The sequence below is a fragment of the Martinezella sp. CNPSo 3890 genome, assembly GCF_057784455.1.
The window spans coordinates 228,141-247,940 of the sequence record NZ_JBXSOR010000007.1 but is presented as its reverse complement, the minus strand read 5'-3'; the positions used below and the strand labels follow the sequence as shown (position 1 = coordinate 247,940).

Annotated in this window: 17 protein-coding genes; 4 read left to right on the top strand and 13 right to left on the bottom strand. The window is 60.9% G+C overall.

Annotated features, from left to right (window positions below; all coding sequences use genetic code 11):
- Positions 1-94: 94 nt before the first annotated feature.
- Positions 95-1,267: a M20 aminoacylase family protein gene (locus AC13RC_RS18855; protein WP_113352066.1), complete on the top strand. Its 1,173-nt coding sequence runs from the start codon at positions 95-97 to the stop codon at positions 1,265-1,267.
- Between the two features lie 84 nt (positions 1,268-1,351).
- Here AC13RC_RS18855 and AC13RC_RS18850 read toward each other — a convergent pair whose 3' ends face one another.
- Together AC13RC_RS18850 and AC13RC_RS18845 are read right to left on the bottom strand one after the other, a co-directional pair.
- Positions 1,352-2,275: a nucleoside hydrolase gene (locus AC13RC_RS18850; RefSeq protein ID WP_113390786.1), complete on the bottom strand. Its 924-nt coding sequence runs from the start codon at positions 2,273-2,275 to the stop codon at positions 1,352-1,354.
- A gap of 126 nt (positions 2,276-2,401) precedes the next feature.
- Positions 2,402-3,790, bottom strand: coding sequence for a M20/M25/M40 family metallo-hydrolase (locus tag AC13RC_RS18845; protein ID WP_488558081.1), 1,389 nt, complete (start codon positions 3,788-3,790; stop codon positions 2,402-2,404).
- 199 nt (positions 3,791-3,989) lie between these two features.
- Here AC13RC_RS18845 and AC13RC_RS18840 point away from each other — a divergent pair, with 199 nt between their 5' ends.
- Positions 3,990-6,332, top strand: a complete 2,343-nt coding sequence (locus tag AC13RC_RS18840) for a bifunctional diguanylate cyclase/phosphodiesterase (protein WP_113352063.1) — start codon at positions 3,990-3,992, stop codon at positions 6,330-6,332.
- 79 nt (positions 6,333-6,411) lie between these two features.
- Here the strand turns inward: AC13RC_RS18840 and AC13RC_RS18835 are convergent, their stop codons facing one another.
- Positions 6,412-6,828, bottom strand: coding sequence for a MarR family winged helix-turn-helix transcriptional regulator (locus AC13RC_RS18835; protein WP_113333869.1), 417 nt, complete (start codon positions 6,826-6,828; stop codon positions 6,412-6,414).
- A gap of 537 nt (positions 6,829-7,365) precedes the next feature.
- Between AC13RC_RS18835 and polA the strand changes: the two genes are divergently transcribed.
- Positions 7,366-10,368, top strand: a complete 3,003-nt coding sequence (gene polA / locus AC13RC_RS18830; protein WP_113395912.1) for a DNA polymerase I — start codon at positions 7,366-7,368, stop codon at positions 10,366-10,368.
- Positions 10,331-10,669: an immunity protein Imm33 domain-containing protein gene (locus tag AC13RC_RS18825; protein ID WP_442966481.1), complete on the top strand. Its 339-nt coding sequence runs from the start codon at positions 10,331-10,333 to the stop codon at positions 10,667-10,669. The genes polA and AC13RC_RS18825 overlap by 38 nt, the downstream gene beginning before the upstream one ends.
- Before the next feature lie 21 nt (positions 10,670-10,690).
- Here AC13RC_RS18825 and phnN read toward each other — a convergent pair whose 3' ends face one another.
- The 10 genes from phnN to phnL all read right to left on the bottom strand — a co-directional run bounded on the left by phnN (position 10,691) and on the right by phnL (position 19,795).
- Complete coding sequence (gene phnN / locus AC13RC_RS18820) at positions 10,691-11,296, bottom strand: phosphonate metabolism protein/1,5-bisphosphokinase (PRPP-forming) PhnN (RefSeq protein ID WP_113351510.1); 606 nt, start codon at positions 11,294-11,296, stop codon at positions 10,691-10,693.
- Positions 11,293-12,432: an alpha-D-ribose 1-methylphosphonate 5-triphosphate diphosphatase gene (locus AC13RC_RS18815; protein ID WP_113351509.1), complete on the bottom strand. Its 1,140-nt coding sequence runs from the start codon at positions 12,430-12,432 to the stop codon at positions 11,293-11,295. The genes phnN and AC13RC_RS18815 overlap by 4 nt, the downstream gene beginning before the upstream one ends.
- Positions 12,433-12,447: 15 nt before the next feature.
- Positions 12,448-13,134, bottom strand: a complete 687-nt coding sequence (locus tag AC13RC_RS18810; protein WP_113351508.1) for a DUF1045 domain-containing protein — start codon at positions 13,132-13,134, stop codon at positions 12,448-12,450.
- A 189-nt stretch (positions 13,135-13,323) separates the two neighbouring features.
- Positions 13,324-14,670: a phosphonate ABC transporter, permease protein PhnE gene (gene phnE / locus AC13RC_RS18805; RefSeq protein WP_113333864.1), complete on the bottom strand. Its 1,347-nt coding sequence runs from the start codon at positions 14,668-14,670 to the stop codon at positions 13,324-13,326.
- Between the two features lie 8 nt (positions 14,671-14,678).
- Positions 14,679-15,659, bottom strand: coding sequence for a phosphonate ABC transporter, permease protein PhnE (gene phnE, locus AC13RC_RS18800; protein WP_113351507.1), 981 nt, complete (start codon positions 15,657-15,659; stop codon positions 14,679-14,681).
- Between the two features lie 83 nt (positions 15,660-15,742).
- Positions 15,743-16,654, bottom strand: a complete 912-nt coding sequence (gene phnD / locus AC13RC_RS18795; protein WP_113351506.1) for a phosphonate ABC transporter substrate-binding protein — start codon at positions 16,652-16,654, stop codon at positions 15,743-15,745.
- A 95-nt stretch (positions 16,655-16,749) separates the two neighbouring features.
- A complete protein-coding gene (phnC, locus tag AC13RC_RS18790) occupies positions 16,750-17,604 on the bottom strand; it encodes a phosphonate ABC transporter ATP-binding protein (protein WP_113351505.1) in 855 nt (284 codons plus the stop codon).
- 224 nt (positions 17,605-17,828) lie between these two features.
- Complete coding sequence (locus AC13RC_RS18785) at positions 17,829-18,383, bottom strand: pyridoxamine 5'-phosphate oxidase family protein (RefSeq protein WP_113351504.1); 555 nt, start codon at positions 18,381-18,383, stop codon at positions 17,829-17,831.
- Positions 18,384-18,473: 90 nt separating this feature from the next.
- Positions 18,474-19,091: a DapH/DapD/GlmU-related protein gene (locus tag AC13RC_RS18780; RefSeq protein ID WP_113351503.1), complete on the bottom strand. Its 618-nt coding sequence runs from the start codon at positions 19,089-19,091 to the stop codon at positions 18,474-18,476.
- Positions 19,088-19,795 carry a phosphonate C-P lyase system protein PhnL gene (phnL, locus tag AC13RC_RS18775; RefSeq protein ID WP_113333859.1) on the bottom strand — a complete coding sequence of 236 codons (708 nt, stop codon included), beginning with the start codon at positions 19,793-19,795 and terminating at the stop codon, positions 19,088-19,090. The genes AC13RC_RS18780 and phnL overlap by 4 nt, the downstream gene beginning before the upstream one ends.
- Between the last annotated feature and the right edge of the window lie 5 nt (positions 19,796-19,800).

Sequence of the window (19,800 nt, the reverse complement as noted above, 5' to 3'; positions counted from 1 at the left end):
AAATCAAGATCCTAAAGCGCAAGAAGCGAATCTGAAAGATCTCGGTGCGCTTTAGGCACGCCATCATCATGCGCCATGCCGAAGGAACCTTACCATGTCTTTTCCCGACGAGATCGAGCCGGATCTTCCTTTCCTCACCTCGCTTCGCCGCAATCTTCATGCCCATCCCGAACTCGGCTTCGAGGAGGAGCGCACCAGCGGCATCGTCGCCACTTTGCTGGAAGAGGCAGGGCTGACGGTGCATCGCGGCCTCGGCAAGACCGGTGTCGTCGGCACGCTGCAGGTCGGCAATGGCACGCGTCGCATCGGCCTTCGCGCCGATATGGATGCACTCGCCATGCCGGAAAAGGCCAATCGCCCGTATAAATCCACCATTCCGGGCAAGATGCATGCCTGCGGGCATGATGGCCATACAACCATGCTGCTCGGTGCCGCTCGTCATCTGGCGGCCACGCGCAGCTTTTCCGGCACGGTGCATTTCATCTTCCAGCCCGCCGAAGAAGGTCGAGGTGGTGCCAAGCGCATGGTGGACGAAGGCCTTTTCGATCTCTTTCCCTGCGATGCCGTTTACGGGTTGCACAATATGCCCGGTCTCGCGGTCGACGAGATGGCCGTTGTCGAAGGGCCGCAGCTTGCCTCGTCGGACAGCTGGCGCATCACCTTCCGCGGTACCGGAACCCACGGCGCCAAGCCGCATCTCGGCAAGGACCCGATCACGGCGGCAGCAACCTTCATTTCCGCGCTGCAAACCATCGTCGGCCGCGTCGTCGATCCGCTGCAGCCAGCCGTCGTCAGCGCTTGCTCGCTACAGGCGGGCGATCCCAAGGCGCTGAATGTGATACCAGATACGGTCGAGATCGGCGGCACGGCGCGCGCCTATACGCCTGAGGTCCGCGATCAGCTGGAAGAGGAGATCGGTCGTCTGGCGCATGGGACTGCAGCCATGTTCAACATTGCCGTCGACTATCAATTCGAGCGCCGCATCCCGCCCGTCGTCAACGATGCCGATGCCACGGCGCGGGCGCTGCAAGCTGCGACGACTGTTTTCGGCGAGAATGTGCTGACCCGCTTTCCGCCATCGACAGCCGGCGACGATTTCGCCTTTTTCGGCCAGAACGCCCCCGGCTGCTATGTCTGGCTCGGCAATGGCCCCGCCGTTGACGGTGCCCTGCATCACAATACCGCCTATGATTTCAACGACGAGGCGATCGCCTCCGGCGTGGCCTTCTGGACGACACTGGTCGAGCAGGAATTGAGAGAGCAGTGAGACGATTCTCAACGTGCCTCACTGCAGTACATCCTGTATCACCGCAGCTTGAGAGTTTGAGATACGATATTTCTCCGTCACTTCTCAGCGGCCGGCTTCCCGCATCAGCGCATCGAAGACGATCCGGCGCGCCCTTTCCGCGTCTATCTCCGCGGCGAAATGTGCATTGAATTGCCCATGCGAGGCCCGCGTTTCGACGACGGTGCGCCCGCGCGTATGCTGCCCCTGCAGTTCCGCGTCGATCCGAGCATGCCGAAGGGTGGCGATGTCAGGTTCGACGAAAATGGCGGCCGCTGTTGGATCGTAGATCGCCATGGCCGGTCTGCCGCGGCTGACGGCGATGTTGATGTAGCCTTCCAGCAGGTCTGCAAGCAGTTGCGCCTTTTCTCCGGCTATCTTCCGGATATGGGTGACATCTTCCGGCCAAGCCAGCACCTTGCGGCAGATATCGAGATCGACCATACGCAATGGCAGGCCATGCGCAAGGGCGATCCCAAGCGCCTCCGGATCGGCAAAGGCATTGAATTCCGCCGACGCCGTGTGGTTGCCCGAGGTGACGCCGCCACCCATCCAGGTCAACTCGTCGATGCGGGCGGCGAGATCCGGCCGTGCCAGCGCCAGCGCCGCGATGTTCGTAAGCGGTCCGAGCGCCAGGATGCGCTTCGGGCCGTTTCCGTCGGAAAGCCAATTGCTGAGGGCGTCAAAGGCATCGCTCGCCGGAAGCGGGTTGGCCGGCGGCAGGCTTCTGCCCGCAGTGGGAATGCCGGTCTGGCCGAGAATGCCCTGTGCCGTCTCCAGCTTGCAAAGCACGGGCAGCTCACGTCCGGTATGGATCGGAAACGTCCAGTTGAAAACCGCAGCCGCGCTCGCGGCATTAACCTGGACATGAGACAGTGGCGCATTGCCGCTGACAAGCGAAACACCGTCGATGACAAGATCCGAATGCGCCACCACCAGGATGGCGGCGATGTCATCGAATCCCATATCGGTATCGATCCAGATTCCCATGCCTTATCTCATCGACGGTATGAATTGACGCGACGGCCGTCTCGGCCCGTCGCTTCGGATGACGGCATCCCTTGCCATCCGGCGAGATGGACGCGGGGCGCGCAAGGACGCGCACCCGCAGATGGCTTAGCTGGCGAGGGCGTCGAGGATGCGGATCCAGGAGCGGATGCCCTTGTGATAGGAGCGCAGCTCGTATTTCTCGTTCGGCGAATGGATACGGTCGTCGGAGAGGCCGAAACCGACGAGCAGCGATTCCATGCCGAGCATCCTTTGGAAGTCGCCGACGATCGGGATCGAGCCGCCTTCGCCGACAACGATAGCGGGCTTTGGCCACTCGTTGGAAAGTGCCGTCTTTGCCTTGCTCAGCACCGGCGAGTCGTAGGAAAGCTGGATAGCCGGCGAGCCGCCATGCTCATGGAATTCCACCGAGCAATCCCCAGGGATCTTCGAGCGTACATAGGCGCGGAAGCTCTCGCGGATCGCCGCCGGGTTCTGCTGGCCGACCAGGCGGAAGGAGACCTTCGCCGATGCTTTGGCGGCGATCACGGTCTTGAAACCGGCGCCGGTATAGCCGCCGGTGATGCCGTTGACTTCCGCGGTCGGCCGCGCCCAGATCAGCTCCATTACAGAACGGCCCTTCTCTCCCGAGGGAATGGACAGGCCGACTTCGCCGAGGAATTTTTCCGTCGTCATCCCGAGCGTTTCCCAGGAGGCCTTGATATTAGCCGGCGTTTCCTCGACGCCGTCATAGAAGCCGTCGAGCGTTACGCGCCCGGTCTCGTCATGCAGGCCGGCGAGAATATCGGAGAGGATGTGGATCGGATTGGCGGCGGCACCGCCGAACATGCCCGAATGCAGGTCGCGGTCGGCGGCGTTGATAATGATCTCCTCGCCGACAAGGCCGCGCAGGCTGGCCGAGATGGACGGCGTTTCACCATCCCACATGCCGGTATCGCAGACGAGGGCGAAATCCGCCTTCAGCTCGGCGGCATTGGCTTCGAGGAAGGGCTTGAGCGAGGGCGAGCCGGATTCCTCTTCGCCTTCGAAGAGGATGGTGATGCGCACCGGCAGTGCGCCCCTCGTTTCCTTATAGGCGCGCACCGCTTCGACGAAGGTCATCAGCTGCCCCTTGTCGTCGGACGTGCCGCGGCCGGTTAGGACCTTGCGGCCATCGCCCAGGTCCTTGATTTCCGGAGCGAATGGGTCGCTTTCCCAAAGCTCGAGCGGATCGACGGGCTGCACGTCATAGTGGCCGTAGAACAGCACATGCGGTGCATCTGCGCTGCCGGCATCGTGATGGGCGACCACCATCGGATGGCCGGGTGTATGGCGCAGGGAGGCCTTGAAGCCGATCGAGTTCAGGTAGGTGGCGAGCCATTCCGCCGCCTTGCGGCATTCCGCCTTGTAGTCCGGATCGGTCGAGATGGACTTGATGCGCAGCAGTTCGAAGAGATTGTCGAGGCTGGAAGGGAGGTTCTGATCGGCGCGGTCGAGAACGGGCGATAGATCGGTCATATCCGACTCCTTACATGAGATTTGGATGGACGATAGACCAAAGCCCGCCGGGTTTCGAGGCGTTAAAACTGAAAATTTACCGTAGCTTGCGTCTTTCGATCGAGGCACGCTCTTATGTGATTAGTTGCGCATGTAGTTTACAAGTTTTTTAGATTATTAGAAATAACGTCAATCCAGAAGCGTATTCTGGAGACGCGTAATGTTTTCAGTGATTGCATGTATTCGTGACGATCATGACTTCAGGCTTATTATTGTAGCGGCGATCATCTGCCTTATCGGCAGTCTTGCCACCATGCTCCTTTTTTCGCGTGCGCAGGAATGCCAGTCGCATCAGCGCCGCTATTGGATTGTTGCTGCGGCTTTTGCCAGCGGTGTCGGCATCTGGGCAACGCATTTCATCGCCATGCTCGCCTATCAGAGCAGTCTTCCGATCTCCTATGGCGTTTCACTGACGGTGCTTTCGGTGGTCTTTGCCATCGTCGGCTCATGGCTCGCGATTGCCGTTGCCTTCGAATGGGATAATCGCGTTTCCTTTGCGGTCGGCGGCATGCTGATGGCGTTTGGAATAGCCGCCATGCATTTCACGGGAATGCAGGCCGTCGAGGCCTCGGCAGAGCTCTCCTTCGATATACCGCGCGTCGTCGCTTCCATCGCCATTGGTGGCGTCTTCTCCTCACTGGCTTTCCTAGTGTTTCGCAGCTTTCCTGGCTTCAGGCGTATCATGGCTGGCGCTCTTCTTCTGCTGCTTGCGATTTGCTCCCTGCATTTCACCGCGATGAGCGGCGTCACGCTGACGCCCGAAGTGACCCTGCCGGGTGCTGCCCTCGCCATGGATCGAAGCATCCTTGCCGGCATCGTCATGGCTGCCGCGATGGGGCTGATCCTCATCGCTCTCGGCGCCATCTTCATCGATCGTCATTTGACCGACCTCCGGGGTTTCGCCAATGCTTCGCTGGAAGGGCTGCTCATCGTCCGCGACGGTCGGGTGATCGACGCGAACGAGCGGTTCTTCGCCATTTCCGGCTGGTCGGCGCAGCAGGTGATCGGTGTCGCGCCAGATGTCTTTCTGAGCATCGACATGGATATCCATACCGAAGCCGCCATTCCGCTGGAAACAACGCTGTCGGGGTGCGATGGCAAGGCGATCCCCGTCGAGACCGTGCGGCGCTCCATCACCTATCGAGGCCACGAATGCAGCGTGCTTGTCGTGCGCGACCTGACTGAGCGTCGCCAGGCGCAACAGATGATCGAGCACCTGGCCCATCACGATATATTGACCGATCTGCCCAATCGCTCGCTGTTCGATCAGCGCATGCGCCAGGCACTGCAGATGGTAAACCGCAGGGGCGGCGAAGTCGCGATCTTCTGCCTGGACCTCGACCGCTTCAAGGCGATCAATGATGTCTTCGGTCACGCCGAAGGAGACCGTATCCTCTGCAAGGTCGCCGGCATCCTGCAGCGCGCAATCGAGGATGGCGATACGGTGGCAAGGCTCGGGGGCGATGAGTTCGCCATCATCCAGCCGAAGCGCCGGCAGCCCGAAGGAGCAACCCGCCTTGCCGAGCGCATTCTCGCCGAATTCGGCATGGAGATGGATACGGCGCGCGATCCGACGGCTGTCGGCGTCAGCATCGGCATTGCCATCTATCCGCGTGACGGCACGAGCGCAGAGCAGCTTTACGCCAATGCGGATATGGCGCTTTATCGCGCCAAGCATGCGGGCCGTGGCCATGCCTGCTTCTTCGATGCGGAAATGGACAAGGCCGTGCGCACGCGCCGTCAGCTAGAGAACGATCTGCGCCAGGCCATTCTCCGCCGGCAGCTCTTTCTGGAATATCAGCCGATCTACGACGTCGGCAGCGACAGCGTCAGCGGCTATGAGGCGCTATTGCGCTGGGCGCATCCGGATCGCGGCGTGATCGACCCGGAGACGTTTATTCCCATTGCCGAGGAAAGCGGATCGATTGTGGCGATCGGCGAATGGGTGCTGCAGCAGGCATGCCAGGAGGCGACGCGCTGGAGCGAGCCCGCGAATGTCGCGGTCAATCTCTCACCGCTGCAATTCATGGTCCCGACCCTTTACGACCAGATCGAACGGATCCTGCGCAAAACCGGCCTCGATCCGCAGCGCCTCGAACTGGAGATCACAGAGGCTGCCCTGATGCGCGAGCGCACGGCTGTCATCGCGACCCTGCAGCGGCTGCATCGCCTCGGTGTGCGCGTGGTCATGGATGATTTCGGCACCGGCTTTTCCTCGCTCAGCAATCTGCGCGCCTTCCCCTTCGACAAGATCAAGGTCGACCGCAGCTTCACCGGCGCCCTCGAACACGATCCGGCAGCACGCTCGATCGTCCGCGCCATCATCGGCCTCGGCCACAGCCTGAACATGCCTGTCGTTACGGAAGGTGTGGAAACGGAAACCCAGCGTCGCATCGTCATCGAGGAAGGCTGCGCTCAGCTTCAGGGAATATTCTTCGGCAGGCCGGATGTCGGACCCAGCCAACATCAAGCTGCGCTGGATAAGGTGGTCGGACGGGGCTAGGGCTTTTTGCCGCTTTGACGCGTGCAGCCATTTCATGCAATCCTAGGCGGAAAACCGTTAAGTCCTTCCATGGAATGCCCTAGAGCTGCTTGGCATTCTCTAGCACACGCCGGATATATTCCAGCAGCAGTTCGCGCTCGAATTGACGAAAGTCTTTGAGGAGATCCGTGTCCGCGGCCATGGCGGCTTCGATCGCTTCCGCCTGCATGGCTGCGGCCTTGTTCGTCAGGAAGACCAGTTGCGCCCGCTTGTCCGAAGGATGCGGGCGGCGCTCCACCAATCCGTCCCGTTCCATGCGCGACAGCGTATTGGCCATTGTCGCCTGTTCGATGTCGACCCTATCGAGCAGCTGTTTCTGCGTGAGCCCATCCTCGGACCACAGTTCCAGCAGGATTGGAAACTGACCGGGGGAAAAGCCGAGCTTCGCCGCGCGTTGTTGTAGCGAGCGAGCGAATCCCTTTGCCATCTGACTGGCAAGGTAGGCGGCGGAGTCCATCCGATTAAATCCCATGATTGCAAATATGCCGACAATTCAAGGTCAAGACAATCGGCAATTATTCAGGTAGAGACCCCTGAAATCAGCAACTTCAGTCGATTTTTTCACGTTCACTGGTTGTATTTTTTGCATGAAAAAGCCGCCATGGCCTGGAGGGGACGCCATGGCGGCTTTCGAAAGGGGGACAAAGGCCCGGAGAGGGGATAGGCCTTTGTCCAAGTCTGACATGGCGGGGGACAGGCCGGTTGCCAGACCCGCGGCGTATCAATCGCCGGTGAGTATGATTTGAGGTTTCGAATGTGGTTTTTCAAGGGAATGCGCAGATTAGATTGATTAAAAGTTAGTAACGTTTCGGTGAGAGATTTGGCCTTCCCACCAAAGTAATTCCAGGAAAAGTGTATCGCGGTTTTCCGTCCGGAATTGCGTAAAAACAAAAGATAAAGCGTTTGCGCGATTTGAAGAAAAGCGGAAGCGCTCTAGCCTGCAAAACTGAAGTTTATATGGACGTTGGAGGTACGTCACGCTATCCATGCTTCCATGAAAAAAGGTGATCATCTCTTCCTCGTCGACGGCTCCGGTTTCATATTCCGGGCCTTTCACGCCCTGCCGCCGCTGACGCGCAAGTCGGACGGATTGCCCGTCGGCGCCGTCTCGGGTTTCTGCAACATGCTGTGGAAGCTTTTGACTTCGGCGCGCGATACCTCCGTCGGGGTGACGCCGACCCATTTCGCCGTCATCTTCGACTATTCGTCGAAGACCTTCCGCAAGGACATCTTCCCGGAATACAAGGCCAATCGCTCGGCGCCGCCGGAAGAGCTGATCCCGCAATTCGGCCTCATCCGTGAGGCGACCCGCGCCTTCAATCTGCCCTGCATCGAGACTGACGGCTTCGAGGCCGACGACATCATCGCCACCTATGCCCGTCAGGCGGAGGCAGCCGGCGCCGACGTGACGATCATCTCGTCCGACAAGGATCTGATGCAGCTCGTCACACCCATGGTCCACATGTATGACAGCATGAAGGACAAGCAGATCGGCATTCCCGATGTCATCGAAAAATGGGGCGTGCCACCCGACAAGATGATCGACCTGCAGGCCATGACCGGCGACTCCGTCGACAATGTCCCCGGCATCCCCGGCATCGGCCCGAAGACGGCGGCGCAGCTTCTGGAAGAATTCGGCGATCTCGATTCCCTGCTCGCCCGCGCCGGCGAGATCAAGCAGCAGAAGCGCCGCGAAAACATCATCGCCAATGCTGAACTCGCGCGCATTTCGCGGCAGCTGGTGACGCTGAGGACCGACGTGCCGCTGGAACTTGCGCTCGATGCGCTGGTGCTCGATCCGCAGGACGGCCCGAAGCTGATCGGTTTCCTGAAGGCAATGGAATTCACGACCCTGACGCGGCGCGTGGCGGAGGCCTGCGACTGCGATGCGGCGGCAATCGAGCCCTCCATCGTCAAGATCGAATGGGGCGAGGGCGCTCATGGGCCCGATCTCGATGTCGGCGAGAATGTCGATCTCGTCGCCGGCAGCGTTGTCGAAGCCGAAGGGGCATCGGTCCCGGCGCCATCGGCCAAGGCGCGTCTGGCTTTGGATGGCACCACTGCGCCGGAGGATCTCGCCAAGGCGCGCGCCGCAAGTTTCGCGAGCGCGCCGATCGATCATTCGAAATATGTGACCATCCGCGATCTCGCCACGCTCGACCGATGGATCGCGGATGCGCGCGAAACCGGCATCGTCGCCTTCGATACGGAAACGATGTCGCTCGATGCGATGCAGGCCGAAATCGTCGGCTTCTCGCTGGCGATCGCCGATAATCGCGATGATCCGACTGGCGCTTCCATCCGCGCCGCCTATGTTCCGCTCGGTCACAAGACCGGTGTCGGCGATCTGCTCGGCGGCGGCCTGGCGGAAAACCAGATTCCGCTTCGCGATGCACTGCCGCGCCTGAAGGATCTGCTGGAGGATGCCTCCATCCTGAAGATCGCGCAGAACCTGAAATACGACTATCTTCTGATGAAGCGTTACGGCATCGAGATGAAATCGTTCGATGACACGATGCTGCTCTCCTATGTGCTCGACGGCGGCGCCAACGCCACGCATGGCATGGACAGCCTTTCCGAGCGCTGGCTCGGCCACAAGCCGATTGCCTACAAGGATGTGGCCGGCAGCGGCAAGTCCAATGTCACCTTCGACCTCGTCGATATCGACCGCGCCACAGCCTATGCCGCTGAGGATGCCGATGTGACGCTGCGTCTCTGGCTGGTCTTGAAACCACGACTGGCGGCAGAAAAACTCTCAGTCGTCTACGAGCGGTTGGAGCGGCCTCTGGTGCCGGTGCTTGCCCACATGGAAGAGCGCGGCATCACCATCGACCGGCAGATACTCTCGCGCCTTTCCGGCGAGCTGGCGCAGGGTGCTGCCGCTCTCGAGGACGAGATCTACAATCTTGCTGGCGAGCGCTTCAATATCGGCTCCCCGAAGCAGCTCGGCGATATCCTTTTCGGCAAGATGGGATTGGCTGGCGGCAGCAAGACCAAGACCGGGCAATGGTCCACCTCGGCGCAGGTGCTGGAAGATCTGGCCGCGGCCGGTTTCGAGCTGCCGCGCAAGATCGTCGACTGGCGTCAGCTCACCAAGCTCAAGTCCACCTATACGGATGCGCTGCCGAGCTACGTCCATCCCGAGACGAAGCGCGTTCACACCTCCTATTCGCTGGCCTCCACCACGACAGGGCGCCTGTCGTCCTCCGAGCCGAACCTGCAGAATATTCCGGTGCGCACGGCAGAAGGCCGCAAGATCCGCACAGCCTTCATTTCGACGCCGGGCCATAAGCTCGTCTCCGCCGACTACAGCCAGATCGAACTGCGCGTCCTGGCGCATGTCGCCAACATCCCGCAGCTCAAGCAGGCCTTTGAGGACGGCATCGATATTCACGCCATGACGGCCTCTGAAATGTTCGGCGTGCCTGTGGATGGCATGCCGAGCGAGGTGCGCCGCCGCGCCAAGGCGATCAACTTCGGCATCATCTACGGCATCTCCGCCTTCGGTCTCGCCAACCAGCTGTCGATCGAGCGCTCGGAAGCCGGTGACTACATCAAGAGGTATTTCGAGCGCTTCCCCGGCATCCGCGATTACATGGAAGGCACCAAGCAGGCCGCTCGCGACAAGGGCTATGTCGAGACGATTTTCGGCCGCCGCATCCATTTCCCGGAAATTCGCTCCTCCAACCCCTCCGTCCGCGCCTTTAACGAACGCGCCTCGATCAACGCGCCGATCCAGGGTTCGGCGGCTGATGTCATCCGCCGCGCCATGATCAAGATGGAGCCGGCGCTAGCTTCGGCCGGCTTGGGCGATCGCGTCCGCATGCTCTTGCAGGTGCACGACGAACTGATCTTCGAAGTCGAGGATGCCGATGTCGAGCGCACCACGCCGATCATTGTCTCGGTCATGGAAAACGCTGCCATGCCGGCGGTTGATATGGCCGTGCCGCTGAAGGTCGATGCGCGCGCCGCCCACAATTGGGATGAGGCGCACTGAGCGGAAGCGATCTGGAACCGGTCAAACCGGAATCCGAGCCGGAAGACATGGTGGCCGTCGCCTTATCGACGATAGGCCGCATGCCGATTATGGCGTGCGGCAGGCCATGCCGAAGGGCGGAACCGTCAGCTGGTTCTTCTATTGCGGTGAATATTCCGACGCCGAAGACTTTTACCAGCCTGTTCACACAGCCCACCTAAGCGAGCTGTTGCCTGGCGTAGTCAAATACCTCCGGCTTCCGGTCGGAACGCGGTTCATCATCGACGATCAGGGTTATGAGGATGTGTGGCGGGTCGAATGATCTTCGATTGTCGCCATCAGACTATTTGCGGACCAGCGTTTCCAGGACGGAAATAATGGCGCGTTCGGCCTCTTCGAGCGTGCCGCTATTGTCGATATCGGCGACGTCGTAGCTGCCCTGAACGGTCAGTGCGCTTCTCTCCAGACGCTTCAGCACATCTTCGCGGCTCTCGCGTCCGCGCGCCATCAGTCGTTCGGCCAGCACTTCGCGGGACGCCGTGATGTTGATGACCTTCAGCCGCGGAAATGCGGCCTGGAAGCGGTGAAGCGCCGAGCGCGAGCCATTGGCGATGACCAGATTGCCGCGAGCGAGTTCATCGGTGACTTCAGCCGGAATGCCGTATTTCAGCCCATGCGCCTCCCAGGAAACGGCAAAGGCGCCGGCTTGCTCCATTCCATCGAAGTCAGCTTCGGAAACGCTTCTGTGGTCTTCATTGCCGGCATCGCCGTCCCGCGTGATGACGCGGCGGACGAAATGCACGTCAGACCGGCCGGCAAAATGCCGGGCGGCCAGATTCATCAGTGTATCCTTGCCGGCGCCGCTCGGCCCGACAACGACGGCCAGCGTGCCTGCTGTCGCATCCGTCAGGCCGAGGTTAGCCGGCTTGATCTTGGTTTCCGGGCTCATGCGACCCGCCGCCCTTCTCGCCAGACGGAGCGCGTGACCGGCACGCCGTGATCGCGGCGAACGCGCACGAGATCCGCCCGCAGCCCTTCGGCAATGCGGCCGCGGTCATTGAGACTGACCGTCTTTGCCGGCGTCGCCGTCACCATGGCAATCGCCTGCGGCAGCGAAATGCCCTCAACCTCATCAGCCAAGATGAAGGGTGCATGCAGCAGGCTGAGTGGCACATAGTCGGAAGACAGCACGTCAAGGACGCCGAGTTCGGCCAGATCGCGGGCGGCGATATTGCCCGAATGCGACTTGCCGCGGACGATGTTCGGCGCGCCCATCAGCACGCTCATGCCGGCGCCGTGCGAAGCCTTGGCGGCATCGATACTGGTCGGGAATTCGGCGAGGCGAACGCCGTAGTTGATGGCTTCGTCGACATGGGCAAGCGTCGCGTCGTCATGGCTGGCAACGGTGATGCCGCGATCGGCGCAGACCTTGGAGATCGCGTCGCGATGCGGCGTAGCATACTTGGCCGATTCCTCCTGGCGCTTGGCGACGAACTTGGCAAAGGCCTCGTCGCTGAGCCCGCGCTTCTTCTGATAGTAGAAGATATACTGATCCATGGTCTGGAACTGGCGCTGACCCGGTGCATGGTCCATCAGCGAGACCAGACGCACGTAAGGGTCCTTCTCGAAATCCTGGAAGTGGTCGAGCACGTTGTCGGAGGAGACTTCGCAGCGCAGATGGATCAGGTGATCGGCGCGCAGGCGATCTTCGCTTTGGGCGGCCTGGATGGCATCGGCCATATCACGCATCTCGCCCTTTTCGAAACCGCCGTCCTCGTCCGAGCCCATGCGTAGGCAGTCGAACACGGTCGTGATGCCCGAGGTGACGATCTGGGCATCATGCGCCTGGATCGCCGCCGTCTTATTCCACCGCACGCCCGGGCGCGGAGAATAGTGCGCCTCGAGATGGTCGGTATGCAGCTCGACCAGACCAGGGATCAGAAAATCGCCCTCGAAATCTTCGCCGATATCGGACTTGCCCTCGGAAATGGCGGCAATGCGACCGTCGCGAATCAGCACGGAACCTTCGACGATCTTGTCTTCGAGGACGATGCGGGCGTTGGAAAGGACGGTTTCTTTGGTCATATCGGCTCTTTCATATTAGGCGCCGGCAAGCGGCAGCCAGGAACGGACGGTAAAGGGAGCACTACGCTCTTCTTCGACGAAGACGGCGAGGCCGGAGATATCGAGCGGCTTGCCGGTATGTTCGGCGAAGCGCTCGGCGAGGATTGCCTGCAATTCGGGCTGACGCTCGGAAGGTACGCGTCCCGTCAGCGTCATGTGGAAGCGGAATTCGTCGTTGACGTAAGGATAGCCCCAGCGCAGCAGATTGGCGCGCTGCGGCTCGGTCAGGCCTTCCGGCTTGCGTCGCGCGATATCGTGATCCGACAGCGGCGCGCGGAATGGCTCGAAGGTCTTGACGACGCGCGAGGCGAAATCCTGCAGCGGCTGGTAAACGGAACCGGGAACGAGCGCAAAGAAATGGCCGAGCTGGCCAAGCACCAGCTCCGGAATGGTGAAAGCCTTGGTTTGCGAGGCGAATTCGGCGGCGACTTCGAGGAGATCGCGCTCGGTCACAGAAGCGGCTAGCTCGAACGGCGCCTTCAGCGTGGCATGGAAGCCGTAGCGGCGCGGATCGGCCGTCAGCTCGGCATGACCTTCCGGCAGCGGCGCCATGGCCTTGTCTGAAAAAATCTCATTCGAAAATGCATCGCGGCCCAGCCAGCGGGCAGCGAGAGATGTCAACGGATCGTCTTTGGGCGGCGTGAAATAGAGAGCATAGCGCAAGGCTGCATTCCTTGGAAAAATCGGCTGCGCGAGACACTGTTGGGTGATTTGCGACAAACCGCAAGAGCAGCAAGGCAGCAACGGTTCGAATCCGGCTAAAGCCAGCTTGGCCGCTGCGGTCTTGCCGGCCTGCGCTATCGGATTCCCGTGACAGAATGATGATGCGGAACGATTTTTTCCCGTTCTTTTTTATTTCGTTCGCGTGCCCATCAGCCGAGAGCGCAGGGCGTTGGATGCGGCGTCGAACAGGAAGACAACGATGAGGATCAGCAGCACCATATAGGCGACGTTTTCCCAGTTGGCATTGGTGCGCATTGCTTCCCAAAGTTTGAGGCCGATGCCGCCCGCGCCGACGGCGCCGATGATGGTCGCGCCGCGCACGTTCGATTCCCACTGGTAGAGCGTCTGGCTGACGATGACGGGCACGATCTGCGGCATGATCCCGTAGCGATGCACGAGAATGGTCGGCGAACCGGTGGATTTCACGCCTTCGCGCGGCTTGTTGTCGATGTTCTCGAGGCCCTCGGAATAGAGCTTGCCAAGCGTGCCCGTCTCGGTGAGGAAGATCGCGCCGCTGCCCGCGAGCGGGCCGGGGCCGAAGGCGCGCGTCAGGAACAGCGCCCAGATCAGCATGTCGACCGAACGCAGGAAATCGAAGAAGCGCTTGAGGATCTGGTTGACGAGTCGGCTCGGCGTGATGTTGCGAGCCGCCAGGAAGGCGAGTGGGAAGGCCGCGAGCGAGCCCAGCAGCGTGCCGAGGAAGGCCATGACGATGGTCTGGAACAGCTTGGTCCAGACGTCGCCATGCTGCCATGCGCCATTGTTCCAGATATTGTCGAAGGCCAGCGAGAGATTGGACTGAGCAGGATCGAGCCGCGGCCCCGAAACGATCAGGCTGATGACTTCGCTCGCCGGCTTGTCGAAGAAGGGCGAATGCGTATCGAAGACGAAGTTGGCCCAGCCGATGAACCGTTTGCGGATCTTCACGCGGTCGGTGGAAATGCTGGCGTCGCCTGCAAAGCCGAGATTGACGAGAATATTGTCGTCATAGACAGTCATCCAGCTTGGAACGGGCTCGGAACCGACGATTTTCGGCACATCGCCGGCAATATCGATCGGAATCGTGATGCCATGCGCGGTCACGATGGCCTGCGTCTTGGTAACGGTTACCGTGCGGCTTGTGCCGCTGACAGAAACGGTCATGCTGCCATCGGGGTTGGTCTTCACCCAGTCCGGGTTCGGATTATCGCCCAGGGGCGAAAAGCGCGGATATTTGATGCTGATCTTGTCGCCGGAGATGCGGAATTCCGGCTGCACGTCATAGCTCACCCATTCGCTGAGATAGATGCCGACCCGCTCCCAATGCGCTTCCGAAATGACCTTCGGCAGGTCGAAGAACCATACGGCATAGATGCCGTAGAGGATGACGCCGATGAAGATCATCAGCGCGCCGAAGCGCTGGCGGAAGGACCGGTGAAGAACTTCCGGGTAACGCGCTTCGATTTCCTGCATGCGGCCGGCGTCGATGACAGACATGGATAACCTCAATGCTGCAAAAGGAAGGCATGCTCGCCGACGAGGCGGCGGCGGAGCCATGCGGAAAACTGGTCGACGGCGATGATCGTCAGGAAGAGAAGCAGCACCAGCGCCAATGTCTTGGCGCCGAAACCGCGTGAAATCGCAAGTTTGAGCTCTTCGCCGATGCCGCCGCCGCCGACGGCGCCGATGATGGTTGAGGCGCGAACGTTGATCTCCAGACGCAGCAGCGCGTAGGACATGAAGTTCGGCAGCACTTGCGGCAGGGCGGCAAAGCGCACGCGCTCGCTCCAGCTCGCGCCGACGGCACGCATGCCCTCGTCAGGCTTCATGTCGATATTCTCGACCACTTCGTAGAAGAGCTTGCCAAGCGCGCCGATCGTATGCAGGCCGACGGCGATGATCGCGGCGATCGGGCCGATCGACAGGATCGCCGAAAACAGGCCGGCGATGACGATTTCCGGAAAGGCGCGCAGAAGTTCCATGATGCGCTTCGTCACCAGCCGGATCGGATGGGACGGCGACATGTTGCGTGCGGCAAAGAAGCTCAAGGGCACGGCAAAGACGAAGCCGATGATGGTCGATACCAATGCCACGTTGATCGTAATGATCATCAGCTCGAAATATTCGGGGATGTAGAAATCGCCCCAGACATAGACGCGGCCGAGCGGGAAATTGAATTCCTCGCCGCCGGCGCCATTGGCCCCGTTCGGGCTCGGCAGGTCGAAGAGCGCGCGGTAGACGTCGGCCCAGTCCTTCGGAATGAGCCAGCTCAGGAAATCGAAGAGATGCGGCAGGCGGTCAAAGAAATGCCCGGCGTTGTTTTCGTCGGCGAAGCGCACCGAGCTGACGAAGGCGACGAGCAGGATCACGAGACCGATGCCGGTGTAGAAGCGGCGCTTGGCCACCATCTTGCTCCAGGCGTCGCCGATCTCCTTGGCGCTCTGTGGCGCGCTCTGCATGTTCGGGTGCGTATCGGCGATCGTCATGAAATCCTGCCCTTGTGAATCGCAAAGGGGTGTGAATAGCAAAAGGGCGGCCGTTGCCGGCCGCCCAATTATAGGAATGCGGATCAGCCGCCGATGGCAGCCTTACGAACGTCGATGACGGCGTTGTAGAAGTCCGGAGTAACCTTGACGTAGCCCTTGAAGTCGCCGCCTTCGATGGCGTTGAAGCACTTGGCGTCAGCCGTCGGAAGCTTCATGAAGAAGTCCGTCAGCTTCGTCTGCCATTCGGTGCCGAGAGCGTTGCGAACGACGAGCGGGCCGTTCGGGATCAGCGGCGAACGCCAGACTTCGACGAGCTTGTTCGGATCTACGGCGCCCTTGTCGACTTCCTTGCGGAAGGTACCGGAGGTGAAGCCGTCCTTGAAATCGCCAACGCCCGAGGAGTCGTCGACAGCAACATCGACCTTGCCGTCGTAGGCGGCGAGCAGGTTGTTCTCATGGCCGCCGTTAAACTGGGTCGAGCCGAAGAACTTGTCGTTCGGCATGCCGGTGGTCTTCGGAATCTGCGTCAGCGGAACGAGGTAGCCCGAGGTGGAGTCCGGGTCGGCGTAGCCGAGCTTCTTACCCTTGGCGTCCATAATCGTCTTGATGCCGGAGGACTTGAGAGCGAGGCCGATCGAGTAGTAGCCGGTCGAACCGTCGGTCTGTTGCGTCGTCAGGATCGGGGTAACGGCCTTCGGGTCCTTGATGGCGACGGCTGCGTAGCCGGAAGCGCCGAGTTCGGCGAAGTCGAGCGTGCCGCCGAGCAGGCCCTGGATAACGCCGTTATAATCGGCGGCCGGGAACAGCGAAACCTTCTCGAAACCGAATTCCTTCTTCAGGTGGTCGGAAAGGCAGGCATAGTTGCGCAGGCGGTCGGCTTCGTTTTCGCCGCCGAGAATACCGATGCGCAATTCCTTGAGGTCTGCTGCGTTGGCAGCAGCGCCGACTGCGAGCGCAACAAGCGCCGTAGCGGCAAAGAGTGCTTTCTTCAACATGGGTTCGTCTCCTGATTAACCGGTGTCCCCGGATGTCTTCGGTCTGATAGAAGAAATGCGCCCTTGACGCGGGCCTTCGATCCCGGCCGTCCCTCTCAGAGACCGGCCAGTGCCAGCGGTTGCGGGCCGGCAGATTCAGTCGCCGCGGCTTGCACGGCCGGATCGGCAATGTTGATCGATGTCGACGTCATGGTCTCGTCGATGCCGGCGCCGTCCTTGTCGGTGCCGTAGATTTCCTTGACGGCCGCTGCCGTCAGATCGGTCGGCTTGCCGTCGAACACCACCTTGCCGGCCGCCATGCCGACGATGCGTTCGCAATAGTTGCGCGCCGTATCCAGCGTATGCAGATTGGTGATGACGGTGATGCCTTCACGCTCATTGATATCGCGCAGCGCATCCATGACGATCTTGGCGTTCAGCGGATCGAGCGAGGCGATCGGCTCGTCGGCCAGCATCATCTTCGGCTGCTGCATCAGGGCACGGGCGATGGCAACACGTTGCTGCTGGCCGCCGGAAAGCGTGCCCGCCATCTGCAGTGCCGTCTGCTCGATGCCGAGGCGCTCCAGCGCCGCAATCGCCTCGATGCGCTCCTCGCGGGTGAAGACCGAAAGGAGACTCAGCATCGTCGAACGATGGTTGAGGCGGCCGAGCATGACGTTGGTGAGCACGTCGAGGCGCGGCACCAGATTGAACTGCTGGAAGATCATGGCGCAATCGCGCTGCCAGCTGCGCAGTGCACGACCGGTCAGCTTGGAGACTTCGGTGCCGGCGAAATGGATGGAACCGGAGCTCGGATCGGCCAGGCGGTTGATCATGCGCAGCAAGGTGGACTTGCCGGCGCCCGAACGGCCGATGACGCCGACCATCTGTCCCTGCGGTATGTCCAAAGTCACGGAATCGACGGCGAGCTTGTTACCAAACCGGCGTGAGACATTCCTGAGTTCGAACATAGTGCTTCCCTTTCGCGGCTCCCGGGCTGCAGAAATTTCAGCGGTACCGGTGCTAAGAACGGGCGCGTGCCCCTGTCTCGAAAGGAGTTTCGAGGGGGCTGGCGCCAACCACAAGGCAACCGATTAGTCCCGCTTCATGAAGCTCCAATGTCAGTTTTGTGTAACTGCTGTTACAATTCCCGGCGATTTTGCAAGATTAGCCGGCTGAGAGCTTTCCTTTAAGTTTAGCCGTCAAACATGCCGGTCGGCAGACCGTCTATGCTGAAGCTGTTCTTCTCGCGCCGGTATTCCTCGATGCCGTCGGGACCCTTGGCTTTCGCCCATTGGTCCAGGCTCGGCCGTTCGCCTTCATAGCTGAAGAGCGGTACGCCGAAACCACAGGACGTTTGTACGAGATCGAAGTCCAGCCATACGATCTGCCGTGCGCCGAGCGGTTCTTCGCCCTCATAGTGATCGTGCAGCAATTCGCGATATTCGGGTGTCGATCGATGGATGATCCGGCCGCGGCCATAGAGGCGCAAGATCATCGGCGGCCCTTCGACGGCGCAGAACATGATCGTCAGCCGTCCGTCGGCCTTCATATGCGCAGCGGTCTCGTTGCCACTGCCGGTGCGGTCGAGATAGATGGCGGTGTTCGGAGAGATGATGCGCAGGCACTGTGTCTCGCGGGGCGAAACATTGACACGGGAATCCGATGTTGCGGATGCCGTGAAGAAGATGTGTTGCCGCGCGATGAAATCGCGCAGCCGATCGTCGATGCTGGAAAACTGCTTTGCCATGAAAACTCCTCTCGATCCCGCATTGAAAGGACCGGCTAAGCTGGATCGCTTGTCAGCGCCTTGCAAGTCCGATGAGGGTGGAAACCGTTCTCAGGCTTCGTAGCGATCCAGAAATTCCTCCGCCGAAAGGGCGCGGAAATCCGCAAGCGCTGTGCGCAGGCGATCGTGATCCCAATCCCACCATGAAAGCTTGTCCATGCGCGCGCCGACCTCGGACGTGAAACGCTCGCGGATCAGCTTGGCCGGCACACCGCCGACGATGGTGTAGGGAGCAACGTCCTTGGAAACGACGGCGCCGGCTCCGATGACGGCACCATTGCCGACTGTCACGCCGGGCAGCACGGTCGCACCATGCCCGATCCAGACGTCATGGCCGATCACAACCCGGTGGTCGCGCCGCCAGGTGAAGAAATCCGTCTCCATATCGGCATCCGGCCAGTAGTCGGCGGCGCGATAGGTGAAGTGGTGCAGGGTCGCGCGCCATGTCGGATGGTTGGTGGCATTGATGCGCACGGCGGCGGCAATGTTCACGAACTTGCCGATCGTCGCGCACCAGACCGCACCGTCCTGCATGATATAGGAATAGTCGCCGATCTCGACTTCATCGATGCGGCAGCGGTCGGAGACTTCGGTATAGCGGCCGAGCGTCGAATTGTTGACGCTGGCCGAGGGGCTGATGAAGGGTGGTTCGCCCAATTTGCGGCTCATGCGGCGGCCTTCCGCGGCGAGAACTGCGAGACATCGAGAATGCGGCTGCCGACGGCTTCGCGCACTTCCTCGTCATGGAAGATGCCGAGAAGGGCGACGCCGGCCTCCTTCTTCTGCTCGATCATGTCGACGACGACGGCCCGGTTACGGGCGTCGAGCGACGCTGTGGGCTCGTCCAGCAGCAGGATGGCGTGATCGGTGATGAAGCCGCGGGCGATGTTGACGCGCTGCTGCTCGCCGCCGGAAAAGGTGGCGGGCGGCAGCTGCCAGAGTTCCCTGGGCAGGTTCAGCCGTGCGAGCAGTTCCGCTGCCCTGTCGCGGGCATCGGTCACGCTCACACCGCGAGCGAGCAGCGGCTCGGCGACGACGTCGATGGCAGCAACACGCGGCACGGTGCGCAGGAACTGGCTGACATAGCCCATGGTCTGGCGGCGGACGTCGAGCACGGTACGCGGATCGGCTGTCGCAAGATCGACGATCCTGCCCTTGTGCGTGACAAGGATCTGGCCGCTGTCGACGGCATAATTGCCATAGATCATTTTCAAGAGCGAGCTCTTGCCGATACCCGACGGGCCGCCGAGCACGACGCATTCGCCCGAAGCGACGGAAAAGGAGACATCGGCGACAACAGGCAGGCGAATGCCGTCGCGCAGATGCATGGTGAAGCTTTTGAAGACTTCGGAAACGACGAGTGGGGTTGCCATGTTTC